We start from the raw sequence: 23801 nt of genomic DNA, 5'->3' as shown, positions 1-23801 counted from the left end.
GGCCGTGCCCGTTTGACGGGGCTTGCTGCGATAATGGCCGGGTTATCCGATAAGCGAAGAAAAACGCCCACAGCATGGCCCGAAACACCGCTGAACCTCCCGCAGACCAACCCGCCGAGCGCGCGGCCTGGCTGCGCGCTCAGATCGAACGCGCGAACTACCAGTATTACGTGCTCGACCAGCCCGAGTTGCCCGATGCCGAGTACGACCGCCTGTTCGTCGCGCTCCAGGCCATCGAGGGGGAGCATCCCGATCTGATCACGCCGGATTCGCCCACGCAGCGCGTGGGCGGCGAGGCGGCAAGCGGTTTTGCGCCCGTGGTCCACGCCGTGCCGATGCTGTCGTTGAACAATGGTTTTGCCGACGAAGACATCGAAGCATTCGACAGGCGCTGCACCGAAGCATTGGGCCACGCGCCGATCGAGTACGCGTGCGAGCTCAAGTTCGACGGGCTCGCAATTGCGTTGCGCTACGAGAATGGCCGGCTCGTGCAGGCCGCCACGCGGGGCGATGGCGCGACGGGCGAAGACGTGACCCGGAACGTGCGCACGATCCGCTCGATTCCCCTGACGCTCCGTGGTGTAGATGCGCCGCGCGTCGTGGAGGTCCGCGGCGAGGTCCTGATGTTCCGGCGCGACTTCGAAAAGCTCAATGCGCGCCAGCGCGACGCGGGGCAACGCGAGTTCGCCAATCCGCGCAACGCGGCCGCGGGCAGCCTGCGTCAGCTCGATTCGAAGATCACGGCACAACGGCCGCTGTCGTTCTTCTCCTATGGCATCGGCGAGCTTGCCGGCATGCCGATGCCCGAGACGCACAGCGCGCTGCTCGACTGGTACAAGACGCTCGGCTTGCCGGTGTGCGCCGAGCAGGCGGTCGTGCATGGCGCGAGCGGGCTGCTCGAGTTCTTCCGGCGCATCGGCGAAAAGCGCAAGTCGCTGCCGTACGACATCGACGGTGTCGTCTACAAGGTCAACCGGCGCGACGAGCAGGATGCACTGGGCTTCGTTTCACGCGCGCCGCGCTTCGCCCTGGCACACAAGTTTCCGGCCGAAGAGGCGACGACGGAGTTGCTCGATGTCTATGTCAACGTGGGCCGCACGGGGGCGATCACGCCCGTGGCGCGCCTGAAGCCGGTATTCGTCGGCGGTGTGACCGTTACCAATGCAACGCTGCACAACGAAGACGAAGTGCGGCGCAAGGACGTGCGCATCGGCGACACGGTCATCGTGCGCCGCGCCGGCGACGTGATCCCGGAACTCGTCTCGGTTGTGCTCGAACGGCGCCCGGCCGATGCCCGCGAGTTCGTGATGCCGACGCACTGCCCCGTATGCGGCTCGCGGATCGAGCGCCTGCCCGACGAGGCAGTGGCGCGCTGCACCGGAGGCCTTTTCTGCCCCGCGCAGCGCAAGCAGGCCATCTGGCACTTCGCGCAAAGGCGCGCGCTCGATATCGACGGGCTCGGCGAAAAGATCATCGATCAACTCGTCGATCAGAATCTCGTGCGCACGCCGGCCGATCTTTTCAACCTCGGCTTTGCGACGCTCGCGGAACTCGACCGCTTTGCGGAGAAGTCCGCGCAGAATCTGCTCGATTCGCTCGAGAAAGCCAAGCATACGACGCTTGCGCGCTTCGTCTATGGGCTGGGCATTCGCCATGTCGGCGAATCGACGGCGAAAGACCTCGCGCGACATTTCGGCTCGCTCGATCCGCTGATGAATGCGACGATGGACGAACTGCTCGAGGTCAACGACGTGGGGCCCGTCGTGGCCGAATCGATTCGTCAGTTCTTCGCCGAGGAGCACAATCTCACCGTCATCGAGCAACTGAGGGCGCCGGGCCGCGTAAGCTGGCCGGAAGGGCCGCCGGCGCCACGGGCGCCGCAAGGCGTGCTCGCCGGCAAGACGGTCGTGCTCACGGGCACGTTGCCGACCTACTCGCGCGAAGCAGCGAAAGAGATGCTCGAGGCGGCCGGCGCCAAAGTTTCCGGTTCGGTCTCGAAGAAGACCGACTACGTGGTCGCCGGGGCCGAGGCGGGCAGCAAGCTCGCGAAAGCCGAGGAACTCGGCATTCCGGTACTCGACGAAGACGGTATGCGCACGCTCCTGGAGGGTCATAAACCATGATTCGCGAAATTCTCAAGATGGGCGATCCGCGTCTTTTGCGCATTGCCCAACCGGTCGATCACTTCGACACCCCCGAGTTGCATGCATTGATTGCCGACATGTTCGAAACGATGCACGCGGCCAATGGAGCGGGGCTCGCCGCACCGCAGATCGGCGTCGACCTGCAAGTGGTGATCTTTGGCTTCGGTCACAACGAGCGCTATCCGGAGGCGCCGCCGGTGCCCGAGACGGTCCTGATCAATCCCACGATTACACCGGTTTCTCACGATACCGAGGAAGGGTGGGAAGGGTGCTTGTCGGTGCCTGGCATGCGCGGCGTGGTGGGGCGATTCTCGATGATCCGCTATCACGGCTTCGATCAGTACGGTAATCCGATCGATCGCGTTGCCGAGGGCTTTCATGCGCGCGTCGTCCAGCACGAGTGCGATCATCTGATCGGCAAGCTCTATCCGATGCGGATCACCGATTTTTCGAAGTTCGGTTTCACGGAGGTGCTTTTTCCGGATCTCGACCCGGCAGCCGACGATTGACCGGCGCTGGCCGGGCCGCCCCGGCCGCGGCATCGGCTGCGGCCTGCGGCGTCAGCGGGTGCGTGCCGGCCCCCATCATCGGCAGGCTTCAGAACGCCTCGTCAGGCCGCAGGTAGCGCCATTTGCCCTGCGGTAGCGCGCCTAGCGTCACGCGCCCCATCCGCACGCGCTTGAGTCCCACCACATGCAGGCCCACGAGTTCGCACATGCGGCGGATCTGCCGTTTCTTGCCTTCTCGCAGGACGAAGCGCAACTGCTCGCCGTTTTGCCAGCTGACTTTCGCCGGCTTGAGCGCGGCGCCGTCGAGCGAGAGCCCGAATCGCAGCAGCGCGAGCTTTTCGGCGGGGAAGTGGCGGTCGATATCGGTTGTGCGCTCGCCGTAGTTGACCCGCACCAGATACTCCTTTTCGATTTCCGAGTGCTCGCCGATCAACTGTTTGGCGATGCGGCCGTCCTGCGTCAGGACGAGCAGCCCTGTGGAGTCGATGTCGAGTCGTCCAGCAGGTGCGAGCGTGCGCAAATGGGACGTTGAAAAGCGCTGTGGCAGCCGGTCGTCTTCCCAGCGGTTTTCTGCGGTGATCAGTACCGCTGCTGGCTCGTAACCATCCTCCGCCTGACCCGACACGTAGCCGATCGGTTTGTTGAGCAGAATCGTCACGCGGCGCGCCTGCGCGGCGTGGGCGTCACGCGTGACCTCGATGTGCTGCTCTGGGCGCACGCGTGCACCGAGTGTATCCACGCGCTCGCCATCCACCTTGACCCAGCCGTTCTCGATCCACTCGTCAGCCTCACGGCGCGAGCACAGACCCAGTTCGGACATACGCTTCGAGAGTCGGACCGTGCCGGGAGCCGGCTCGTAGGCTTCATGTGCCGGATGCTCCGTTCGCGGCGCGGCAACGGCTGCCTCGTGGTCGCGCGATGCTTTGACGGGCTGCGCGATCTTGCGCGGAGCAGACGATCTGCCGCGCGAGACGTCCGCCGCTGCGGCGCCGCGGCCCGGTGCGCGTGTGCGGGCTGCCGGCACACGCGTCGTGGCACGCTCGGCCCCGCCGGCGCGGGCGGGCCGAGGCGTGCCATCCGGCTTCGCCCGCGGCGTTCTCGGCTTCGTGGCACCCTCGAAGGTGCGCGGCGTTCTGGACCGTTCGCCTGCTTCAGAGGTGCGAGGGCCCCTAGGCTTCGCTGCGCCTTCGAAGGTACGCGGAGACCTGGACCGTTCGCCTGCTTCTGCGCTGCGAGGGGTTCTGCGCTTTGCTTCACCTTCGAAGCTACGCGGAGACCTGGACCGTTCGCCTGCTTCTGCGCTGCGAGGGGTTCTGCGCTTTGCTTCACCTTCGAAGCTACGCGGAGACCTGGACCGTTCGCCTGCTTCGGAGGCGCGAGGGGCTCTGGGCTTCGCTGCGCCTTCGAAGGTACGCGGAGACCTGGACCGTTCGCCTGCTTCTGAGTCGCGAGGGGTTCTGGGCTTTGCTCCACCTTCGAAGCTACGCGGAGACCTGGACCGTTCGCCTGCTTCAGAGGTGCGAGGGGTTCTGGGCTTCGCTCCGCCTTCGAAGGTACGCGGTGTCTTGGACCGTTCGCCCGCTTCGGACGCGCGAGCTGCTCTCGGCTTCGCCGCACCCTCGAACGCGCGAGGCGCTTTCGCCGGCCTCGGCGAGCCTGCGGACGCACCACCGGCCTTGCGCGGTGCCGCGGGTTTGCCGGCGGTTTTCGGAGCGGTCGCGGCCGGTCGTACCGGCTTGCGTGCCGAGGCGCTGCCGGGGCGGACCGGGGCGCGAGCGGGCGAGGCCGGTCGTGGATGCTTGGCTGTCAGTTTGGCGCGCATAAGTATTCAAAAAGCAAAAGAAAAGGTACGGCCGGCCCGGCCCACTCCGGGCGCGGGGCGCGGTCCGCCCGATAAAAGGTGCTCAGAGCGCGATGGCGCGCAACAACTCCGTCTCCAGCTGAATCTGCAGCTTGTCCGACAGGCCTCGCCCGTCGAGCAGGAAGACATCCTCGACGCGCTCGCCGAGCGTATTGATGCGCGCCGCGTGGACGCCCACACGGTGCTCGGCGAGCACGCGGGCGATCGAATAGAGCAGACCCAGGCGGTCATTCGCCGAAATCGACAGGATGTAGTACTGCCCGCGCTCGTCGGCGCGCAAATCGACGCGCGGCGTGATAGGGAACGTGCGCGAGAGCCGCGACAACCGCCCCTTGGAGGGCTCGGGAAGCGGTTCTCCCGACGAAAGCCATGCAGCGAGCTGTTGTTCGACCAGATTGGCGATGTCGCGATACTGCACGTCGCCTTCCGGATGAGCAACGATGAAGTTGTCGAGCGCGTAGCCGTGGCGCGTCGTGTTGATGCGCGCATCGAGCACGGACAGGCCGTTACGCTCGAAGTAGGCGCAGATGCCGGCGAACAGATCTGGCCGGTCGCGCACATAGACGAGTACTTGCAATGCCTCGCCGATCGGCGACGGCCGCGCGCGCACGATCGGGCCTTGGGCTTCGACGTGCCGATAGAGCACGCGCGTCTGCCAGGCGATGTCGGCGGCGTCGTGGCGAAGGAAGTAGCCGACATCGAGCTGCTCCCAGAGCGCACGGTGCGCGTTTTCGGGCACCGTCTCGAGGCGCAGCAGCGCAAGCGCCTGCTCCTGGCGCACCTTGAGCTCGGAGTGCTCGTCGGGCCGGGCGCCACCGAGCACGGCCAGCGTCATGCGATAGAGGTCTTCGAGCAGCTTGCCTTTCCAGGTGTTCCAGACCTTCGGGCTCGTGCCGCGGATATCGGCGACGGTGAGCAGATAAAGTGCCGTGAGCCGCCGCTCGTTGCCGACGAGCCGGGCGAAATGCTCGATCACGGCCGGGTCGCTCGTATCCTGCTTTTGTGCGACCTGGCTCATCGTCAAGTGCTGTTGCACGAGCCAGACGACGAGCGCGGCGTCGTCGCCCGCAATGCCATGTTCGCGGCAAAAGCGCCGGGCGTCGGCCATTCCGAGTGTCGAGTGATCGCCGCCGCGGCCCTTGGCGATGTCGTGAAAGAGCGCGGCGACATACAGTACCCACTGCCGTTCGAAATTGGCCATCAACTGGCTGCAGAACGGATATTCGTGAGCGTGCTCGGCAAGCGCGAAGCGGCGCAGATTGCGCAGCACCATCAGGATGTGCTGATCGACGGTATAGACGTGATAGAGGTCGTGCTGCATCTGTCCGACGATGCGCCGGAAGTTGAGCAGATAGCGGCCGAGCACGCTCGTCTGATTCATGAGCCGCAGCGCATGCGTGATGCCTTGCGGTTCCTTGAGAATCGCCATGAACAGGCGCCGGTTTTCGGGGTCCTTGCGCCAGCGCGAATCCATGATCTCGCGCGCATTGTAGAGGGCGCGCAGCGTGCGGGCCGAAAGCCCCTTGACGCCGGGTGTGGCTTCATAGAGCAGGAATGCTTCGAGAATCGCGCTCGGCGTCCGCTCGAATGCGTCGTCGCTTACGATCTCGATCATGCCCTGCTTCTCGACGAAGCGGTCGGACAATACGCGCGTAATGCCGCTCGTGCGCGGAAAGAGCTGGGCCTCGATGTTCTGGATCAGGATCGTTGCGAGCTGCGTGACGGCCTTGGCTGCCCAGTAATAGCGCCGCATGATCTGCTCGCTCGCGCGCCGGCCCTGGTCGGAACGATAGCCGAAGCTTTCGGCAGCCGCCGTCTGCAAGTCGAACACGAGGACGTCCTGGCGGCGGCCCGCGATGATGTGAAGCCGCGCGCGCAGGCTCTTGAGAAAGCCCTCGTTGCGGCGCAGCTCGCGCGCTTCGCGTGCGGTGATGAGCCCGCGTTCGTCGAGCTCGCGCCAACTGCTGCCGAAGCCGGCTGCGCGCGCGATCCAGAGAATCAGTTGCAGGTCGCGCAGTCCGCCCGGGCTCTCCTTGATGTTCGGCTCGAGGCTGTATGGCGAATCCTGGAATTTGGCGTGCCGCTGCCGCATTTCGAGGACCTTGGCCTGAAAGAAGGCGCGGGCGTCGAGCGTTTCGTTGAAGCGCAATGCGAACCGCTGAAAGAGCGTGGTGCTGCCGGTGATCCGCCGCGCCTCGAGCAGCGAGGTACGCACGGTGATGTCGCGCTCGGCCTCTTCGATGCATTCGCCGACCGTGCGCACGCTGCTGCCGAGCTCGAGCCCGAGGTCCCACGCCATGCCGATGAACCGCTCGATGCGTGCCTCGAGCCCGGCGTCAGGGGCCTCGGGCAGCAGGACCAGGATGTCGATGTCGGAAAAGGGCGCGAGCTCGCCTCGTCCATAGCCGCCCACCGCGACGAGGGCGAGCGCTGCCGGCATCTCGCATGCGAGCCAGGCGCGGCGCAACGCGTCGTCGGTGGTGCGCGAAAGCGCGCGCATGGCTGCATCGACGTTGCCGGCCGCCTTGAAGCGCTCGAGGAGCGCTGTTTTGGCGATGCGGTAATCGGCTTTGAGCGACATGGGATCGGGCAGGGCGGCGGGTACGCTCATGGGGGCGACTCGAGTGCGGCTGGTCGGGCAACGGGGCGAAGGAAAGGCGCGGCGGACGGCGTGCGGGTGCCTGCGCGATGGCAGTCCGCACGCACGGCCGGTGTCAGGCCGCGACGGCGAGGCGCGGCCGTTCGGGCGTACCCGCCGAGACGGTGAGCACTTCGAAGCCGGTTTCGGTCACGAGCACGGTGTGCTCCCATTGCGCGGAAAGGCTGCGATCGCGTGTTTTGACCGTCCACTGATCGGGCATCGTTCGGATTTCGCGGCGGCCCGCGTTGATCATCGGCTCGATCGTGAAAATCATGCCGGGTTGCAGTTCGAGGCCGGTGCCGGGCCGCCCGTAGTGCAGGATCTGCGGATCTTCGTGAAAGACCGTGCCGATACCGTGGCCGCAGTACTCGCGCACGACGCTGTAGCCGGCGGCTTCCGCGTGGCGCTGAATGGCGTGGCCGATATCGCCGAGCCGCGCGCCGGGGCGCACCTGCTCGATGCCGAGCCACATGCATTCGTACGTGGTTTGCACAAGCCGCTTGGCGAGAATGGAGCCCTCGCCGGCAATGAACATGCGGCTCGTGTCGCCGAAGTAGCCGTTTTTGATGACGGTGATGTCGATGTTGAGCGCATCGCCGTTCTTGACGATCTTGTCGCCAGGAATGCCGTGGCAGATGACGTCATTGACCGAGATGCACGTCGCCTTCGGGTACGGCGGATAGCCGGGCGGCTGGTAATTGAGCGGCGCGGGAATCGTCCCTTGCACATCGAGCATGTAGTTGTGGCAGAGCCGGTCGAGCTCGGCCGTCGTCACTCCCGGCTTGACGAACGGGGTGATGTAGTCGAGTACTTCGCTCGCGAGACGGCACGCAACGCGCATTTCGGCGATGTCGTGCTCGTTCTTGATCGTGGTGGCCATGGATGCGGGACAAAAGACGTGGAATTTCGCGATTATCGCACCATATGCACCATATGGCGCGCCTGGGGGGCGCCTTTGCCGGCTGGCGCGACGTTTCCCTCGAAGACCCGCCTGCCCGTCACTCAGCCCGTCACTGAGCCCGTCACTCATCGTCGGATGTGCCCTGGGCCGTCCCTGTTCCTGTTCCACCCCCGCATTCCCGTTTCGAGCGGCGAAGTGGGTTCTTGAGGGCCGTAATGCCTGCGTGCTATACTTGCGGGCTAGTCGTCTTCCGCTTTTTCGGCACCTGCATCGCGGGTGTCGGGCGCACCGAAGTGTGCGGCGCGCGCAGGCGGCTAAAAGGGGCGTGCGCAAGTGTTTGTCGCACGCCGATTCGCGAGCCGGCGCATTCAGGGTGCCGGGCCACGCAGTGTACAGGTGTCGGGCGGAAAACCGCCGGTTCCGGTGCAAGCGGCGTGGCCGGTACGGCAGCCGGCTTAAGACCCAACCCTCGTGGAGATTTTCATGGCAGTCACCATGCGTCAAATGCTGGAAGCCGGTGTCCATTTCGGTCACCAAACGCGCTTCTGGAACCCGAAGATGGCCCCCTTCATCTTCGGTCATCGCAACAAGATTCACATCATCAACCTCGAAAAGACGCTGCCGATGTACAACGACGCGCTGAAGTACGTGCGTCAGTTGGCGGCCAATCGGGGCACGATCCTTTTCGTCGGCACGAAGCGCCAGTCGCGTGAAATCATCGCCGAAGAGGCGCAGCGCTGCGGCATGCCGTACGTGAACGCGCGCTGGCTCGGCGGCATGCTGACCAACTTCAAGACGCTGAAGGTATCGATCAAGCGCCTGAAGGACATGGAAGCGTCGGTCGAGGCGGGCGAGCTCGAGCGCATGAGCAAGAAGGAAGGGCTGCTGTTCGAGCGCGAGATCGCGAAGCTGCAGAAGTCGATCGGCGGCGTGAAGGACATGGGCGGCATTCCCGATGCAATCTTCGTCGTCGACGTCGGCTATCACAAGATTGCCGTCACCGAAGCGAACAAGCTCGGCGTGCCCGTCATCGCGGTGGTCGATACGAACCACTCGCCCGAGGGTGTCGACTACGTGATCCCCGGTAACGACGACGCGAGCAAGGCGGTGGCGCTCTACGCCGCCGGCGTGGCCGATGCGATCCTCGAAGGCCGTGCGAATGCCGTGAACGAAGTCGTTCAGGCCGTGCGCGGCGATGGCGACGAATTCGTCGAGGTCAACGGGGAGGCGTAAGCAACCCCGCGGCCGGCAAAAAAGGGGGCTTCCAGAGGGCCCCCTTTTTTTAAGGTGCGGCCGCTCGTGCGTCGCGATTTTTTGAGTGCGGCGCGAACGAACGACTGCCGTTCGCATCGAATGCGGGCGGCCTATGGAAGACAGACTCAAGGAGCGAATGATGGCGGCAATTACCGCAAGCATGGTGGCAGAACTGCGCGCGAAGACCGACGCGCCGATGATGGAGTGCAAGAAGGCGCTGACCGAGGCCGACGGCGACATGGGCCGCGCCGAAGAGCTCCTGCGCGTAAAGCTCGGCAACAAGGCGAGCAAGGCGGCCTCGCGCGTGACGGCGGAAGGCGTCGTCGCGTCGTTCATCGGCGGCAATGCCGGTGCGCTCGTCGAGCTGAACTGCGAAACCGACTTCGTGGCCAAGAACGACGACTTCAACGCGTTTGCCAAGCAGGTGGCCGAACTCGTCGCCACGCAAAACCCGGCTGACGTCGCGGCCCTCTCGGCCTTGTCGCTGGGCGGCCAGACCGTCGATGCGACGCGCCTCGCGCTCGTCGGCAAGATCGGCGAAAACCTCTCGATCCGCCGCTTCGTGCGCTTCGAGACGGCAAACAAGGTTGCCGCCTATCTGCACGGCACGCGCATCGGCGTGCTCGTCGAATACACGGGCGCGGACGAGCAAGTCGGCAAGGACGTGGCGATGCACATCGCCGCCATGAAGCCGGTGTCGGTGTCCGCCAGCGACGTGCCGGCCGAGCTCATCGCGAAAGAGCGCAGCATCGCCGAGCAAAAGGCCGCCGAGTCGGGTAAGCCCGCCGAAATCGTCGCCAAGATGGTGGACGGCAGCGTGCAGAAGTATCTGAAGGAGGTCTCGCTGTTGAACCAACCGTTCGTCAAGAACGACAAACAGACGATCGAACAGATGCTGAAGGCGGCCAACTCGTCCGTGCAGCAGTTCGCGCTCTTCGTGGTCGGCGAAGGCATCGAAAAGCGTCAGGACGACTTCGCGGCTGAAGTGGCTGCGCAAGTCGCGGCCGCCAAACAGCAGTAATCGCGTTCGGCATCGAACCGCAAGCGCGGCGGAATACCACCCGTCGCGCCCCTTGGCTGTCGCAAGTCGGTTAAGGGTAAGTACCTAGTCACCGTGCGCAAGCTTTTTGCCGCAGCTTGGTGCGCCATGCCGCGGCGCACGGTGGCGACGCTTGCTCCAATTCGGGTTTCACCCCTACAGTTCCACATTGTTGTCATCTCCTTCGGCGCGATCGGATACCGCTATGCCCACTGCCTACAAACGCGTTCTCCTCAAACTCTCCGGTGAAGCCTTGATGGGCGGCGACGCCTTCGGCATCAACCGCGCGACGATCGAGAGAATGGTGACCGATGTCGCCGAGGTCGTGCGCCTCGGTACCCAACTGGCAGTCGTGATCGGCGGCGGTAATATTTTCCGTGGCGTCGCGGGCGGCGCAGCGGGCATGGACCGGGCAACGGCCGACTACATGGGCATGCTCGCGACGATGATGAACGCGCTCGCGTTGCAAGACGCGATGCGGCATGCCGGCATCGAGGCGCGCGTACAGTCGGCGCTGCGCATGGATCAGGTCGTGGAGCCGTATATTCGGCCGCGCGCGATCCGTCAGCTCGAGGAAGGCAAAGTCGTCATCTTCGCGGCCGGTACGGGCAACCCGTTTTTCACGACAGACACCGCGGCCGCGCTGCGCGGCTCGGAGATCGGCGCCGAAGTGGTGTTGAAGGCGACGAAGGTCGACGGCGTGTACTCGGCGGATCCGAACAAAGATCCCAGCGCGACGCGCTATGCGACCATCAGCTTCGACGAGGCGATCGGCCGCAATCTGCAGGTGATGGATGCCACGGCATTTGCGCTTTGCCGCGACCAGAAGCTGCCGATTCGCGTGTTTTCGATCACGAAGCCCGGCGCGCTCAAGCGCATCATTCAAGGTGAGGACGAGGGCACGCTCGTCCACGTGTAAACTCTCGCTTCAACGCGGGGTGCGCCCGGCACGCGGCGAGGATCCGACGATCCGCGCGCGGCGCCCGCGCACTGTCATGAAGGTTCGGAGGTTCAAATGAGTGTGGCAGACGTAAAAAAGGGCGCCGAGCAGAAGATGCAGCGTTCGATCGAGGCGTTCAAGAACGATCTGGCGAAAATTCGTACTGGGCGCGCCCACACGGGTTTGCTCGACCACATCCAGGTCGACTACTACGGCTCGAACGTGCCCATCTCCCAGGTGGCCAACCTGACGCTGATCGATGCGCGCACGATCGGCGTGCAGCCGTGGGAAAAGAAGATGGTCGGCGTCGTCGAAAAGGCCATTCGCGAGTCGGATCTCGGGCTCAATCCCGCTACGCAGGGCGATCTCATCCGCGTGCCGATGCCGGCCCTCACCGAGGAGCGCCGCAAGGAATTGACGAAGGTCGTCAAGAGCGAGGGCGAAACGGCCAAGGTTGCCGTGCGTAACCTGCGCCGCGACGCGAACGAGCAGTTGAAGAAGCTCGTGAAGGACAAGGAAATCTCGGAAGACGACGAGCGCCGTGCCGGCGACGAAGTCCAGAAGCTGACCGACAAATACGTCGCCGAGATCGAGAAGCTCGTCCATACGAAAGAAGCCGAGATCATGACGGTCTGATGCCGCCCGGTCCGACTCATCATCTCGTATCGGTTGTTTTTTGCAGTTATTCGTCCCGGCGGCCATGACCTACACCAGCTCAACCGTTCGCGTGCCTGACGTCGCAGCAGTCCCGCGCCACATCGCGATCATCATGGACGGCAACGGCCGTTGGGCGACGCAGCGCCGCCTGCCGCGCGTGGCGGGACATACGCGCGGCGTCGATGCGGTGCGCGCGGCCGTCGAGGCGTGCGCGAAGGCCGGTGTCGAATATCTGACGCTTTTCGCGTTCAGCTCCGAAAACTGGCGGCGGCCGGTCGAAGAGGTCTCCTTCCTCATGCGGCTCTTCGTCACGGCGCTCGAGCGCGAGGTCGGCAAGCTCCATGCGAACGGCATCCGTCTTCGTGTCGTCGGCGATCTCTCGCGCTTCGACTCGCGCATTCAGGATCTGATCAGCCGCGCCGAGGCGAAGACGGCCCGCAACGAGCGGCTCACGCTGACCATCGCGGCAAATTACGGTGGCCGCTGGGACATCCTGCAGGCCACCCGAAAGATCGTCGAAGACGCGGCGCGCGAGGGCCGGGCGCCGACGATCGACGAGGAAACGCTCGCCCAGCATCTGGTCATGGCCTACGCGCCGGAGCCCGATCTGTTCATTCGCACGGGCGGCGAAACGCGTATCAGCAATTTTCTGCTCTGGCAGCTCGCCTATACCGAGCTTTATTTCACCGACACCTTCTGGCCCGATTTCGACGCGCAAACGCTCTCGGATGCGATCGCGTCGTATGCGCGGCGCGAGCGCCGTTTCGGCCGCACGAGCGCGCAACTCGAGCCGCAATCGCAGGACGTCGATTCTCTCTCATGCTAAAGACCCGTGTCGCCACGGCGCTCGTACTTCTGGCGGTCTTCGTTCCCGTAACCCTGTACGCGCCGATCGGCGCGTTCGGCGCCCTCATCGGGCTCGTGGTCGTGCTGGCTGCCTGGGAATGGGCTCGGCTGCTCAAGCTTCCCGCGGCGGCGGCAATCGGATATGCGGCGGTGGCCGCGCTCGCCGTGGCTGCAAGCACGCGCCTGCCGCCCGGCCCACGCGCGGCGCGGCCGCTCTTCGAGGCGGCGGCCGTTTTCTGGGTGCTCGCGGGGCCCTTCGTTCTCGTGCGCAAGCCGCAGCTCGCGCACGGGGCCTGGCGCCTCTTCCTGTTCCTCACCGGCTTGCTGCTTTTCGTCGCCTGCTGGCATGCCCTCGTCGTCGCCCGCGCAATGGGCGTATCGTTCGTTCTATCGGTGCTTCTGGTCGTATGGCTCGCAGACATCGGCGCATACTTTGCCGGCAAGGGGTTCGGTCGCCACAAGCTCGCTCCGGCGATCAGCCCGGGCAAGACGTGGGAAGGCGCGCTCGGCGGGTGGCTCGCGGTGATGATCGCCGGTGTGGTGGCGATCGCCTCGCAGTTTTTGGCGCCCACGCTCTTCACGGTGCTCGGCATGCGGCTCGGATGGGGCCGCGCGTGCCTGGCCCTGACTTTTCTCGTTGCGTTCAGCATCGTCGGCGATCTGTTCGAATCGTTGCTGAAGCGCCAGGCAGGCGTGAAGGACTCGAGCGGCCTGCTGCCCGGCCACGGCGGCGTGCTGGACCGCATCGACGCGCTGCTGCCGGTGCTGCCGCTGGCGATGCTGCTCATCGGGTGAAGCGCGCGGCGCACTCAGGGAAACGGATATGAAAAAACGATTGACACTGCTTGGCTCCACGGGCTCGATCGGCGACAGCACGCTCGATGTCGTCGCCCGCCATCCGGAGCGTTTCTCGGTCTATGCGCTGACGGCGCATCGCAACGGCGACAAACTCGTCGCGCAATGCCTGAAATTCGCGCCCGAAGTGGCCGTCGTCGGAGATGCCGCCACGGCAGCCGCCGTCGAAGCCCGGCTGCGTGCGGCGGGCTGCCCGACGCGCGTGGCGTATGGGCCCGACGCGCTTGTCGAAGTCTCTGCCAGCGACGGCTGCGACACCGTGGTGGCCGCGATCGTCGGCGCGGCCGGCCTTGCGCCGACGTTGGCAGCCGCTGTCGCAGGCAAACGGATCCTGCTTGCCAACAAGGAAGCCCTCGTCATGTCGGGCGCCATCTTCATGGACGCCGTGAGGGATCACGGCGCGACGCTCTTGCCCGTCGACAGCGAGCACAACGCGATCTTTCAATGCCTGCCGCGCGCCGTTTCCGAGCATGGCGGCGTATCGAAGATCATCCTGACGGCTTCGGGCGGACCGTTTCGCACGCGCGAGCCGGCCACGCTCTTCGATGTCACGCCCGACGAAGCCTGCAGGCATCCGAACTGGGTCATGGGCCGCAAGATCTCGGTCGATTCGGCGACGATGATGAATAAAGGCCTCGAAGTCATCGAGGCGCATTGGCTCTTCGGCCTGCCCGGCGAGCGCATCGACGTGCTGATTCACCCGCAAAGCGTTATCCATTCGCTCGTCTCGTATGCGGACGGCTCCGTGCTGGCACAGCTCGGCAACCCCGACATGCGTACGCCGATCGCTCACGCGCTCGCCTATCCGGAGCGCGTCGATTCGGGGGTTGCACAGCTCGATCTGGTTCAGGTGGCCTCGCTCAGCTTCGAGAAACCCGATTACGACCGCTTCCCATGCCTGGCACTGGCGATGCAGGCGCTGGCCGCGGGCGGCATCGCCAGCGCGGCACTGAACGCCGCCAACGAGGTGGCCGTCGAGGCATTTCTCGAGCGCCGGATCGGCTTCATGGAGATCGCGGCGACGGTAGGCGCGGTTCTCGACGCGTTGCCGAACCGCCGCCCGGAGGGGCTCGACGACGTGCTCGACGTCGATGCCGCGGCGCGCCGTGCGGCACGCGAGTTCATCGCCGCGCGCCCGATGGGCGGCCGTGTGCCGACCCGCGCCGGCGGGGCGGACCGCGCGTTGCAATGACAGTGAGGCCGCGATGAACCTGCTGATCGAAATCGCCGCCTTCGTCGTCGCGATCGGGGTGCTCGTCGTCGTGCACGAGTTCGGGCACTACGGCGTGGCGCGGCTCGCGGGCGTCAAGGTGCTGCGGTTCTCGATCGGCTTTGGGCGGCCGCTCGTGCGCTGGGTCGGGCGCAAGAGCGGCACCGAGTGGACGATTTCCGCGCTGCCGCTCGGTGGCTACGTCAAGATGCTCGACGAGCGCGATCCGGGGCCGGGCATCGCACCCGAGGACCTCCGGTTCGCGTTCAATCGCCAGCATGTGGCCAAGCGCATCGCAATCGTACTGGCGGGGCCGCTGGCGAACTTCGTGCTCGCCATCGCGCTTTTTGCCGCCGTGTTCGCGACTGGCGTGGTCGAACCCACGGCGACGCTTGCCACGCCGCCTGCCGGCAGCGCGGCCGCGCGCGCGGGTTTCGAGGGCGGGGAGACGGTCGTGGCGATCGCGAGCGAGCCAGGCGGCCAGATGGAGCCGGTGCGCTCATGGTCGGACCTGCGCTGGAAACTGCTCGATGCCACGTTCGACCATCGGCGCATCGTCTTGCGTGCGCGCGATGGACATGGCACGTTCGATTTCCCGGTGGACCTGACGCGGGTTTCCGACCATGACGTCGACGACGATTTCATGGCGAAGCTCGGGTTCGGCGAAGGCGGCTCGCTGTCGGTGGCGGGTGTCGAGCCCGGCAGCGCCGCCGAGCGCGCGGGGCTCGCGCCCGGCGATTTATTGCGCGCGGTGGACGGCAGGCGCATCGATGGCGCCGACGCTTTCATTGCTTACGTCAAGGCACACGCGGGCCGGCCGCTCGCGCTTCAGGTGCTGCGCCCACAGGCAGCGAACGAGCCGCTTTCTTTCGCGATCACGCCGGCGGCACAGCGCGACCCGAAGACGGGGCTCGAGATCGGCCGCATCGGTGCGGCGCTCGCGACCAAGGTTTCGACGGTGGACGTGCGCTACGGGCCCGCGGAGAGCGTCGTGCGCGGCACGCGCCGCACGTGGGATATCGGCGTTTATTCGCTGCGCATGTTCGGCCGCATGCTCACGGGCGAGGCCTCGATCAAGAATCTGTCGGGCCCGGTCACCATTGCCGACTATGCCGGCAAGAGCGCGCGCCTGGGGCTCGCGCCTTTCCTCTCCTTTCTGGCGCTCGTCAGCATCAGTCTCGGCGTGTTGAACTTATTGCCGATTCCCGTATTGGACGGGGGGCATCTGTTATATTATTTGGTTGAAGCTGCGACCGGCAAGGCCGTATCGGAGCGTTGGCAACTCGTTCTGCAAAGAGCCGGCCTCGTATGCATCGTCGCTTTGTCGGCGGTCGCGCTCTTCAACGATCTGGCTCGTTTAATCCACTTCTAAAGCGTCCGGCGGTGCGCGTTGGCAGCCGCCGAGGACGAGTGTAGCTAAAACACTGGGGAAGCACGTTGTTGAAACCTCATCGCTTTGTTCCTAAGACTGTCGCGGTCGCGGCTATCGCCGCCCACGGGCTCGTGGCTCATGCAACGACGCCGTTCGTGGTGAAAGACATCAAGATCAACGGGCTGCAGCAGATCGAACCCGGCACGGTCTTCGCCTACCTGCCGATCAAGCAAGGCGATACGTTCTCGGACGACAAGGCATCGGAGGCCATTCGGGCGCTTTACGCCACGGGCTTCTTCAACGACGTGCAGGTGTCGACGGAAGGCGATGTGGTCATCGTCAACGTGGTCGAGCGTTCGGCCATTGCCTCGATCGATTTTTCGGGGCTGCACGAATTCGAGAAGGACGCGCTGCTCAAGGCGCTCAAGAGCGTCGGTTTGTCGCAAGGGCGCTATTACGACAAGTCGCTCGTCGATCGCGCGGAGCAGGAACTCAAGCGCCAGTATCTGACGCGCGGCTTCTATGCGGCCGAGGTGACGACCACGGTCACGCCGGTGGACCGCAACCGTGTTTCGATTCTGTTCTCGGTGAACGAAGGGCCGAGCGCGAAGATCCGCCAGGTCAACTTCGTCGGGAACAAGGCGTTCAGTACGAGCACGCTGCGCAGCGAGATGCAGTTGTCCACGCCGAACTGGTTCTCCTGGTACACGAAGAACGATCTGTACTCGAAGGACAAGCTGACGGTCGACCTCGAGAACGTCCGCAAGTACTACCTGAACCGCGGCTACCTCGAGTTCAACATCGAGTCGACGCAGGTGTCGATCTCGCCCGACAAGAAAGACATGTACCTCACCTTGACGGTGCATGAGGGCGAGCCGTACACGATCTCGAGCATCAAGCTCGCGGGCAATCTGCTCGATCGCGGGCCCGAGCTGCAAAAGCTCGTCAAGATCAAGCCGGGCGAGCGCTTCTCGGCGGACAAACTGCAGGCCACCACCAAGGCGGTCGTCGACAAACTCGGCGAATACGGCTATGCGTTCGCGACGGTCAATGCGCAACCGGAGATCGATCAGCTGCACCACAAAGTGGCGCTCACGCTGCAGATCGATCCGAGCCGGCGAGTGTATGTGCGCCGCGTCAATATCGTCGGCAACACGCGCACGCGCGACGAAGTCGTGCGTCGCGAAATGCGGCAGCTCGAAAGCTCGTGGTTCGATTCGAGCCGGCTGGCGTTGTCGAAGGATCGCGTGAACCGGCTTGGCTACTTCACCGACGTCGATGTCACGACCGTACCCGTCGAAGGTACGGCCGATCAGGTCGACGTCGACGTGAAGGTGACCGAGAAGCCGACGGGCGCTATTACGCTCGGCGCCGGTTTCTCGTCGACCGACAAGGTGGTGTTGTCGGCCGGCGTCTCGCAGGACAACGTGTTCGGCTCGGGCACGAGCCTCGCCGTGAACGTCAATACCGCGCGCAGCTACCGCACGTTGACGGTGACGCAGGTCGACCCTTACTTCACGGTTGACGGCATCAAACGGATCACCGACGTTTACTACCGCACGACGCAGCCGCTTTACTACTCGACCGACTCGAGCTTCCGCATCATCACGGCCGGTGGCGATCTGAAGTTCGGTATTCCGTTCTCCGAAGTCGATACGGTCTACTTCGGCGCCGGGTTCGAGCAGAACCGGCTCGACGTGGACTCGGCCACGCCGCAAAGCTATCGCGATTACGTGAACGAATTCGGACGCGTTTCGAACAACATTCCGATCACGGCAGCGTGGGCCCGCGATGCGCGCGACAGCGCGCTCGTGCCGAGCCGCGGCTACTTCACGCAGGCCAACGCCGAATACGGTACGCCGATTGGTGCAACGCAATACTACAAGGCCGACATCCAGGCCCAGTATTACTACTCGTTCGCACGCGGCTTCGTGCTCGGCTTGAACTTCCAGGGCGGCTACGGTAAAGGCCTGAGCGGCAAGAACTACCCGATCTTCAAGAACTACTACGCGGGCGGTATCGGTTCGGTGCGCGGTTACGAGCCGAGCTCGCTGGGTCCGCGCGACGCGACGACGGGCGACCCGATCGGCGGCTCGAAGATGCTCGTCGGCAATATCGAACTGACGTTCCCGCTGCCGGGTACCGGCTATGACCGGACGCTGCGCGTGTTCACCTTCCTGGACGGCGGCAACGTCTGGGGCGAACTCGGCAACAGCACGGGGGCAAACGGCCTGCGCTACGGCTATGGCGTGGGTCTCGCATGGATTTCACCGATCGGCCCGCTCAAGCTGAGTCTCGGCTTCCCGTTGCAGAAGCATGAAGGCGACAAGTACCAGAAATTCCAGTTCCAGATCGGGACGGCATTCTGATCGCGCGCCCCAACAGTATCGAGAGGAAGATTTTGCTTACCCGTACGTTTTCGAAACGCTTGTTCTGCGCGCTGGCGCTCACCGTGGTGCTCGGCGCGGGTGTCGCGCAGGCGCGGGCGCAGGAAGCACGCATCGCGGCCGTCAACTCGGACCGCATCCTGCGCGAATCCGCCGCGGCGCAAGCCGCGCAGAAGAAGCTCGAGGCGGAATTCGCAAAGCGCGACAAGGATCTGCGCGATATGGCGCAGCGTCTCAAGTCGATGTCGGACTCGCTCGACAAGAACGGTACGTCGTTGTCGATGGCCGATCGTGCCGAAAAGCAGCGCGAGCTTTCGAATCTCGATAGCGACTTCCAACGCAAGCGCCGCGAGTTCAACGAGGACCTCAACCAGCGCCGCAACGAAGAGCTCGCTGCCGTGCTCGAGCGCGCGAACAAGGTCATCAAGCAGATCGCCGAGCAGCAACATTACGATCTGATCGTGCAAGAAGCCGTTTACGTCAGTCCGCGCATCGATATCACCGATCAGGTGCTCAAGGCGTTGGCCGCGAACGCATCCAATTGATTGCCGGGAGCCGCACGCGAATGGCATTGACGCTTGCAGATATCGCACAGCGCTTCGGCGGAGACATCGTCGGAGACGCGACCTTGCCCATCGGCGGCCTTGCACCGCTCGATCAGGCAGGCGCTCATCAGTTGGCCTTTCTGGCCAACCCGAAATACATTTCCCAGGTCGAGACCACCGAGGCGGGTGCGGTGCTGATCGCACCGGCCGATCTGGCGAAGCTCGGCTCGCGCGAGGGACGTAATTTCCTCGTCACACCGAATCCCTACGCTTACTTCGCCCGCGTCGCGCAGATGTTCATCGATCTGGCCGCACCCAAGGCGCAGGCGGGCGTGCATCCGAGTGCCGTCGTCGATCCATCGGCGAAGGTGGCCGCGAGTGCCGTCATCGGGCCGCACGTGGTTGTCGAGGCGGGCGCGGTTATCGGCGATGCGGTCCGGCTCGACGCGAACGTCGTCGTCGGGCGCGCGACGGAAATCGGCGAGGGGACGCATCTTTATCCCAATGTGACGGTCTATCACGGCTGCAAGATCGGGCCGCGCGCGATCATCCATTCGGGCGCCGTCATTGGCTCCGACGGCTTCGGCTTTGCGCCCGACTTCGTCGGCGACGGCGAGGCTCGCACGGGCACCTGGGTCAAGATCCCGCAGGTCGGTGGCGTCAGGATCGGCCCCGATGTCGAAATCGGCGCAAATACCACGATCGATCGCGGCGCGATGGCTGACACGATCATCGAAGAGTGCGTGAAGATCGACAATCTCGTGCAGATCGGCCATAACTGCCGTATCGGTGCCTACACGGTAATCGCGGGTTGCGCCGGCATCGCAGGCAGTACGACGATCGGCCGCCATTGCATGATCGGCGGCGCCGTTGGCATCGCGGGGCATGTAACGCTCGCCGACTACGTGATCGTGACGGCGAAGTCGGGCGTGTCGAAGTCGCTGTCGAAGCCGGGGATTTACACGAGCGCCTTTCCGGCGGTCGAGCATACCGATTGGAACAGGAGCGCCGCGTTGATGCGCAACCTCGACAAATTGCGCGAGCGTATCAAAGCGTTGGAAGCCGCCGTCGAGAAGGGCGCCGGCGGCGCATAAAGGAGTCCGGTCCGCCCGACGCGCGGATGACGCGCCCGATCCGGGGGCGCGCCATCAGGCGGCGCGCGTTGGAGTCGGGCAGCATGATTGCTTCGATCGAAGCGTCCGCAGTTATCTTCCGCGCAGTCAAGGCGTGGAGCAGACAGACCATGAGCACTGAAAAAATCAATCTCGACATTCATAAGATTCTCACGCTGCTGCCGCATCGCTATCCGATTCTGCTCGTGGATCGGGTGCTCGAGCTCGAGCCCCACAAGAGCATCAAGGCGCTGAAGAACGTGTCGATCAACGAGCCCTATTTCACAGGCCACTTTCCGCAACGGCCCGTGATGCCGGGCGTGCTGATTCTCGAGGCGCTTGCGCAAACGGCTGCGCTTCTCACGTTCGCCGAAGAGCCGCACGACCCCGAAAAGACGCTTTACTACTTCGTCGGCATCGATGGCGCCCGCTTCAAGCGCGTCGTCGAGCCGGGCGATCAACTGATCCTGCACGCATCGTTCGAACGCTACATGCGCGGGATCTGGAAGTTCAAGGCACGAGCCGAAGTCGATGGCGCGACGGCGGCCGAAGCGGACCTGATGTGCACGGTGAAGCATACCGACGAGTAATGCCCCGCGGGCGCCGGGCGCCTGTCGAGGATGGCAGGCGGTGCATGGACGACCTCGTTCCAGCGCCGCGAAGCAGACACGAGGCAATGAAGAAGGGCGAAGGCGCATGAGCAGGATTCATCCCACCGCAATCATCGAGCCGGGCGCGCAGATCGGTGAAAATGTCGAGATCGGCCCTTATGCGGTCGTGGGCGCGCACGTGACGATTGGTGCCGGTACCGTCATCGGCTCGCACAGCGTCGTCGAGGGGCATACCACGATCGGCGCCGATAATCGGATCGGTCATTTCGCTTCGATCGGCGGGCGGCCGCAGGACATGAAATACCAGGGCGAGCCCACGCGCCTCGTGATCGGCGATCGCAACACGATCCGGGAATTCACGACGATTCACACGGGCACCGTGCAGGACCGCGGCGTGACGACGCTCGGCAACGACAACTGGATCATGGCCTATGTCCATATCGGTCATGACTGCCACGTCGGCAGCCACGTCATTTTGTCGAGCAACGCGCAGATGGCCGGGCACGTGTTCATCGGCGACTGGGCCATCGTCGGCGGAATGTCCGGCGTACACCAGTTCGTGAGAATCGGCGAGCACTCCATGCTCGGCGGTGCCTCCGCGCTCGTGCAGGATGTTCCGCCTTTCGTGATCGCGGCGGGCAACAAGGCGGAGCCGCATGGCATCAACGTGGAAGGCCTGCGCCGGCGCGGTTTTTCGGCCGATGCGATCTCCGCGCTGCGAAGCGCCTATCGGCTGCTCTACAAAAACGGCCTGTCGCTCGAAGAGGCCAAGTCGCAGCTTGCCGAGCTGGCCGCGGCCGGCGGCGACGGCGATGCCCCCGTGCAGAAGCTGATCGCGTTCATCGACGCATCAGAGCGCGGCATCATTCGCTGATGGCGTCGCCCACCAGTGCCTTGCGTGTCGCAATGGTGGCGGGCGAGCCGTCGGGCGATCTGCTCGCGGCCGCTCTGCTGGGCGGGCTCGCGCGGCGGTTGCCCGCGGATACGCGTTACTACGGCATCGGCGGGCCGCGTATGGCCGCGCAGGGCTTCGATGCGCACTGGCCGATGGAAAAGCTCGCCGTGCGCGGCTATGTCGAGGCCCTTCGGCACATTCCCGAGATTTTGCGCATCCGGCGCGATCTGCGGCATCAACTGCTAGCCGAGCGGCCGCACGTGTTCGTGGGCGTCGATGCGCCCGATTTCAACTTCGGTCTCGAAGAGCCGCTGCGCGCGGCAGGTATCCCGACGATCCATTTCGTCTGCCCCTCGATCTGGGCATGGCGCGGCGGCCGTATCAAAAAGATCGCACGGGCCGTGGATCATATGCTGTGCGTGTTCCCGTTCGAGATCGAGCTGCTCGAAAAGGCGGGGGTGGCGGCCACCTATGTGGGCCATCCGCTCGCCGACGAGATCCCGCTCGTGCCCGACGTTGCGGGTGCCCGTCGCTTGCTCGGCCTGCCCGACTCGGGGCCCGTGATCGCGGTGCTGCCCGGCAGCCGGCGTTCGGAGATCGAACTCATCGGCCCGACGTTTTTTGCGGCAATGGCGATCATGCAGCAGCGTGAGCCGGGCTTGCGCTTCGTGATGCCGGCCGCCACGCCGGCGTTGCGGGCATTGCTGCAGCCGCTCGCGCAGGCGCACCCGCATCTCGCGTTGACCCTTACCGATGGGGACGCGCAGCGTGCCATGACCGCGGCGGACGCCGTGCTCGTGAAGAGCGGCACGGTGACCCTCGAGGCGGCGCTGCTCAAAAAACCGATGGTCATCTCCTACAAGGTGCCTTGGCTCACGGGGCAGATCATGCGCCGGCAGGGTTATCTGCCCTATGTGGGATTGCCCAACATTCTGGCTGGGCGCTTCGTCGTGCCCGAGTTGCTGCAGCACTTCGCCACGCCCGAGGCACTCGCCGATGCCACGCTAACGCAGTTGCACGACGAGGCGAATCGGCGCACGCTCGTGGACGTCTTCACGCAGATGCACGAGACGCTGCGCCGCAACACGGCCGAGTGCGCGGCCGAAGCCGTCGAATGCGTCATCGAGGCGAGGAAACCGCGCTCATGACCGATAAGCGCGCAGAGCGCCGTGGCGCCGCGAAGCCGCCGCGCAAGACTGCTGCCGCGAATCCGAGGGCAGATCAGTCGCCGCTCGATTTCAGCTCGCCGCTCGATATCGTCTGCGGTGTCGACGAGGCGGGCAGGGGGCCGCTCGCCGGGCCGGTGGTGGCGGCAGCCGTGATTCTCGATCCCAAGCGCCGCATTCGCGGCCTCGACGATTCGAAAGTGCTGAACGCGAAGACGCGCGAGGCGCTTTACGACAAGATCGTCGAACGTTCGATTGCCTATTGCGTCGCATCGGCGAGCGTGGAGGAGATCGACACGCTCAACATCCTGCACGCAACGATGTTGGCGATGAAGCGGGCCGTCGAAGGGCTCGCGGTGGCGCCGACGCTCGCGAAGATCGACGGCAATCGCTGCCCGGTTCTTTCTATCCGCAGCGAGGCGATCATCGGCGGCGATGCACTCGTGCCGGCGATCTCGGCTGCATCGATCCTCGCGAAAGTCACGCGTGACCGGATGCTGCTCGACTTGCACGAGCGGTACCCGATGTACGGTTTCGACGCGCATGTCGGCTACGGCACGCCTCAGCATCTGGCTGCGCTCATCGCGCACGGCCCGTGCGAGCATCACCGGCGGTCGTTTGCGCCCGTGCGCGAGGCGTACGCGCGGCGCGGCATTCAGGTGACGCTGGCGCGGGGCGCGACAACAGTGGACGCGGCCGAGATGATCGAAGCGGCGTTCGATCTCGTCGATGCTGACGAGGGGGCACCAGCGCGTGCGGGTCTCGATGCGAATGCCGCCGCGGGCCTTACTGTGTCGAGCGACGGCGGGCAGCCAGCCGGACGCGATACCGACGCCCCCGCCACCTAGCCGCGCGC

Annotated in this window: 20 protein-coding genes; 17 read left to right on the top strand and 3 right to left on the bottom strand. The window is 64.9% G+C overall.

The window, feature by feature from the left end; genetic code table 11:
• Positions 1 to 74 precede the first annotated feature (74 nt).
• Entirely contained in the window at positions 75 to 2123 is a 2049-nt protein-coding gene (gene ligA, locus U0034_RS01790) for an NAD-dependent DNA ligase LigA (RefSeq protein ID WP_085226073.1), read from the top strand.
• Entirely contained in the window at positions 2120 to 2653 is a 534-nt protein-coding gene (gene def, locus U0034_RS01785; RefSeq protein WP_085226075.1) for a peptide deformylase, read from the top strand. Before ligA ends, def begins: the two co-directional genes overlap by 4 nt.
• Before the next feature lie 88 nt (positions 2654 to 2741).
• On the opposite strand, the gene U0034_RS29200 is transcribed toward def, so the two are convergent.
• The 3 genes from U0034_RS29200 to map all read right to left on the bottom strand — a co-directional run bounded on the left by U0034_RS29200 (position 2742) and on the right by map (position 8035).
• A complete protein-coding gene (locus U0034_RS29200; protein WP_085226077.1) occupies positions 2742 to 4475 on the bottom strand; it encodes a pseudouridine synthase in 1734 nt (577 codons plus the stop codon).
• An 82-nt stretch (positions 4476 to 4557) separates the two neighbouring features.
• The gene (locus U0034_RS01775) at positions 4558 to 7125 is read right to left on the bottom strand and encodes a [protein-PII] uridylyltransferase (protein ID WP_085226079.1); all 2568 of its coding nucleotides are present in this window, start codon (positions 7123 to 7125) and stop codon (positions 4558 to 4560) included.
• Positions 7126 to 7228: 103 nt separating this feature from the next.
• Entirely contained in the window at positions 7229 to 8035 is an 807-nt protein-coding gene (gene map, locus U0034_RS01770; RefSeq protein WP_085226081.1) for a type I methionyl aminopeptidase, read from the bottom strand.
• Between the two features lie 504 nt (positions 8036 to 8539).
• Between map and rpsB the strand changes: the two genes are divergently transcribed.
• The 15 genes from rpsB (at position 8540) to rnhB (ending at position 23793) form a co-directional block, all read left to right on the top strand.
• Positions 8540 to 9289: a 30S ribosomal protein S2 gene (rpsB, locus tag U0034_RS01765; RefSeq protein WP_085226473.1), complete on the top strand. Its 750-nt coding sequence runs from the start codon at positions 8540 to 8542 to the stop codon at positions 9287 to 9289.
• Positions 9290 to 9449: 160 nt separating this feature from the next.
• Positions 9450 to 10331, top strand: a complete 882-nt coding sequence (gene tsf / locus U0034_RS01760; protein ID WP_085226475.1) for a translation elongation factor Ts — start codon at positions 9450 to 9452, stop codon at positions 10329 to 10331.
• Between the two features lie 223 nt (positions 10332 to 10554).
• Entirely contained in the window at positions 10555 to 11268 is a 714-nt protein-coding gene (pyrH, locus tag U0034_RS01755) for a UMP kinase (protein ID WP_085226083.1), read from the top strand.
• Between the two features lie 96 nt (positions 11269 to 11364).
• Positions 11365 to 11925: a ribosome recycling factor gene (gene frr, locus U0034_RS01750; protein WP_085226085.1), complete on the top strand. Its 561-nt coding sequence runs from the start codon at positions 11365 to 11367 to the stop codon at positions 11923 to 11925.
• Positions 11926 to 11989: 64 nt separating this feature from the next.
• A complete protein-coding gene (gene uppS, locus U0034_RS01745) occupies positions 11990 to 12772 on the top strand; it encodes a polyprenyl diphosphate synthase (RefSeq protein ID WP_085226087.1) in 783 nt (260 codons plus the stop codon).
• Positions 12766 to 13587 (top strand): phosphatidate cytidylyltransferase, encoded by an 822-nt coding sequence (locus U0034_RS01740; protein WP_085226089.1) that lies wholly within the window; start codon positions 12766 to 12768, stop codon positions 13585 to 13587. The genes uppS and U0034_RS01740 overlap by 7 nt, the downstream gene beginning before the upstream one ends.
• Positions 13588 to 13615: 28 nt before the next feature.
• Complete coding sequence (locus tag U0034_RS01735; protein ID WP_085226091.1) at positions 13616 to 14839, top strand: 1-deoxy-D-xylulose-5-phosphate reductoisomerase; 1224 nt, start codon at positions 13616 to 13618, stop codon at positions 14837 to 14839.
• 13 nt (positions 14840 to 14852) lie between these two features.
• Positions 14853 to 16229 carry an RIP metalloprotease RseP gene (gene rseP, locus U0034_RS01730; RefSeq protein WP_085226093.1) on the top strand — a complete coding sequence of 459 codons (1377 nt, stop codon included), beginning with the start codon at positions 14853 to 14855 and terminating at the stop codon, positions 16227 to 16229.
• 65 nt (positions 16230 to 16294) lie between these two features.
• Positions 16295 to 18598, top strand: a complete 2304-nt coding sequence (gene bamA / locus U0034_RS01725) for an outer membrane protein assembly factor BamA (protein WP_085226095.1) — start codon at positions 16295 to 16297, stop codon at positions 18596 to 18598.
• 32 nt (positions 18599 to 18630) lie between these two features.
• Positions 18631 to 19161 carry an OmpH family outer membrane protein gene (locus tag U0034_RS01720; protein WP_085226097.1) on the top strand — a complete coding sequence of 177 codons (531 nt, stop codon included), beginning with the start codon at positions 18631 to 18633 and terminating at the stop codon, positions 19159 to 19161.
• Between the two features lie 20 nt (positions 19162 to 19181).
• The gene (gene lpxD, locus U0034_RS01715; RefSeq protein ID WP_085226099.1) at positions 19182 to 20255 is read left to right on the top strand and encodes a UDP-3-O-(3-hydroxymyristoyl)glucosamine N-acyltransferase; all 1074 of its coding nucleotides are present in this window, start codon (positions 19182 to 19184) and stop codon (positions 20253 to 20255) included.
• A gap of 149 nt (positions 20256 to 20404) precedes the next feature.
• On the top strand, positions 20405 to 20863 hold the full coding sequence (gene fabZ / locus U0034_RS01710) for a 3-hydroxyacyl-ACP dehydratase FabZ (RefSeq protein WP_085226478.1): 459 nt from the start codon (positions 20405 to 20407) through the stop codon (positions 20861 to 20863).
• 106 nt (positions 20864 to 20969) lie between these two features.
• A complete protein-coding gene (gene lpxA / locus U0034_RS01705) occupies positions 20970 to 21758 on the top strand; it encodes an acyl-ACP--UDP-N-acetylglucosamine O-acyltransferase (protein ID WP_085226101.1) in 789 nt (262 codons plus the stop codon).
• Positions 21758 to 22927 (top strand): lipid-A-disaccharide synthase, encoded by a 1170-nt coding sequence (gene lpxB / locus U0034_RS01700; RefSeq protein WP_085226103.1) that lies wholly within the window; start codon positions 21758 to 21760, stop codon positions 22925 to 22927. The genes lpxA and lpxB overlap by 1 nt, the downstream gene beginning before the upstream one ends.
• Positions 22924 to 23793 (top strand): ribonuclease HII, encoded by an 870-nt coding sequence (gene rnhB, locus U0034_RS01695; protein WP_085226105.1) that lies wholly within the window; start codon positions 22924 to 22926, stop codon positions 23791 to 23793. Before lpxB ends, rnhB begins: the two co-directional genes overlap by 4 nt.
• The last annotated feature ends 8 nt before the right edge of the window (positions 23794 to 23801 follow it).

Origin of the sequence: Trinickia caryophylli (assembly GCF_034424545.1) — a bacterium.
In the GTDB taxonomy this organism is placed as follows: domain Bacteria; phylum Pseudomonadota; class Gammaproteobacteria; order Burkholderiales; family Burkholderiaceae; genus Trinickia; species Trinickia caryophylli.
The sequence above is the reverse complement of the archived record's forward strand: the minus strand, read 5'-3'. Positions and strand labels throughout refer to the sequence as shown.

Bases quoted from the DNA above. Each gene is read 5' to 3' on its own strand.
- pyrH (WP_085226083.1), top strand. From the start codon at position 10,555: ATGCCCACTGCCTACAAACGCGTTCTCCTCAAACTCTCCGGTGAAGCC.
- U0034_RS01735 (WP_085226091.1), top strand. From the start codon at position 13,616: ATGAAAAAACGATTGACACTGCTTGGCTCCACGGGCTCGATCGGCGAC.
- map (WP_085226081.1), bottom strand. From the start codon at position 8,035: ATGGCCACCACGATCAAGAACGAGCACGACATCGCCGAAATGCGCGTT.
- rnhB (WP_085226105.1), top strand. From the start codon at position 22,924: ATGACCGATAAGCGCGCAGAGCGCCGTGGCGCCGCGAAGCCGCCGCGC.
- lpxB (WP_085226103.1), top strand. From the start codon at position 21,758: ATGGCGTCGCCCACCAGTGCCTTGCGTGTCGCAATGGTGGCGGGCGAG.
- ligA (WP_085226073.1), top strand. From the start codon at position 75: ATGGCCCGAAACACCGCTGAACCTCCCGCAGACCAACCCGCCGAGCGC.
- def (WP_085226075.1), top strand. From the start codon at position 2,120: ATGATTCGCGAAATTCTCAAGATGGGCGATCCGCGTCTTTTGCGCATT.
- frr (WP_085226085.1), top strand. From the start codon at position 11,365: ATGAGTGTGGCAGACGTAAAAAAGGGCGCCGAGCAGAAGATGCAGCGT.
- U0034_RS01740 (WP_085226089.1), top strand. From the start codon at position 12,766: ATGCTAAAGACCCGTGTCGCCACGGCGCTCGTACTTCTGGCGGTCTTC.
- lpxD (WP_085226099.1), top strand. From the start codon at position 19,182: ATGGCATTGACGCTTGCAGATATCGCACAGCGCTTCGGCGGAGACATC.
- U0034_RS29200 (WP_085226077.1), bottom strand. From the start codon at position 4,475: ATGCGCGCCAAACTGACAGCCAAGCATCCACGACCGGCCTCGCCCGCT.
- rpsB (WP_085226473.1), top strand. From the start codon at position 8,540: ATGGCAGTCACCATGCGTCAAATGCTGGAAGCCGGTGTCCATTTCGGT.
- lpxA (WP_085226101.1), top strand. From the start codon at position 20,970: ATGAGCAGGATTCATCCCACCGCAATCATCGAGCCGGGCGCGCAGATC.
- tsf (WP_085226475.1), top strand. From the start codon at position 9,450: ATGGCGGCAATTACCGCAAGCATGGTGGCAGAACTGCGCGCGAAGACC.
- U0034_RS01775 (WP_085226079.1), bottom strand. From the start codon at position 7,125: ATGAGCGTACCCGCCGCCCTGCCCGATCCCATGTCGCTCAAAGCCGAT.
- uppS (WP_085226087.1), top strand. From the start codon at position 11,990: ATGACCTACACCAGCTCAACCGTTCGCGTGCCTGACGTCGCAGCAGTC.
- rseP (WP_085226093.1), top strand. From the start codon at position 14,853: ATGAACCTGCTGATCGAAATCGCCGCCTTCGTCGTCGCGATCGGGGTG.
- fabZ (WP_085226478.1), top strand. From the start codon at position 20,405: ATGAGCACTGAAAAAATCAATCTCGACATTCATAAGATTCTCACGCTG.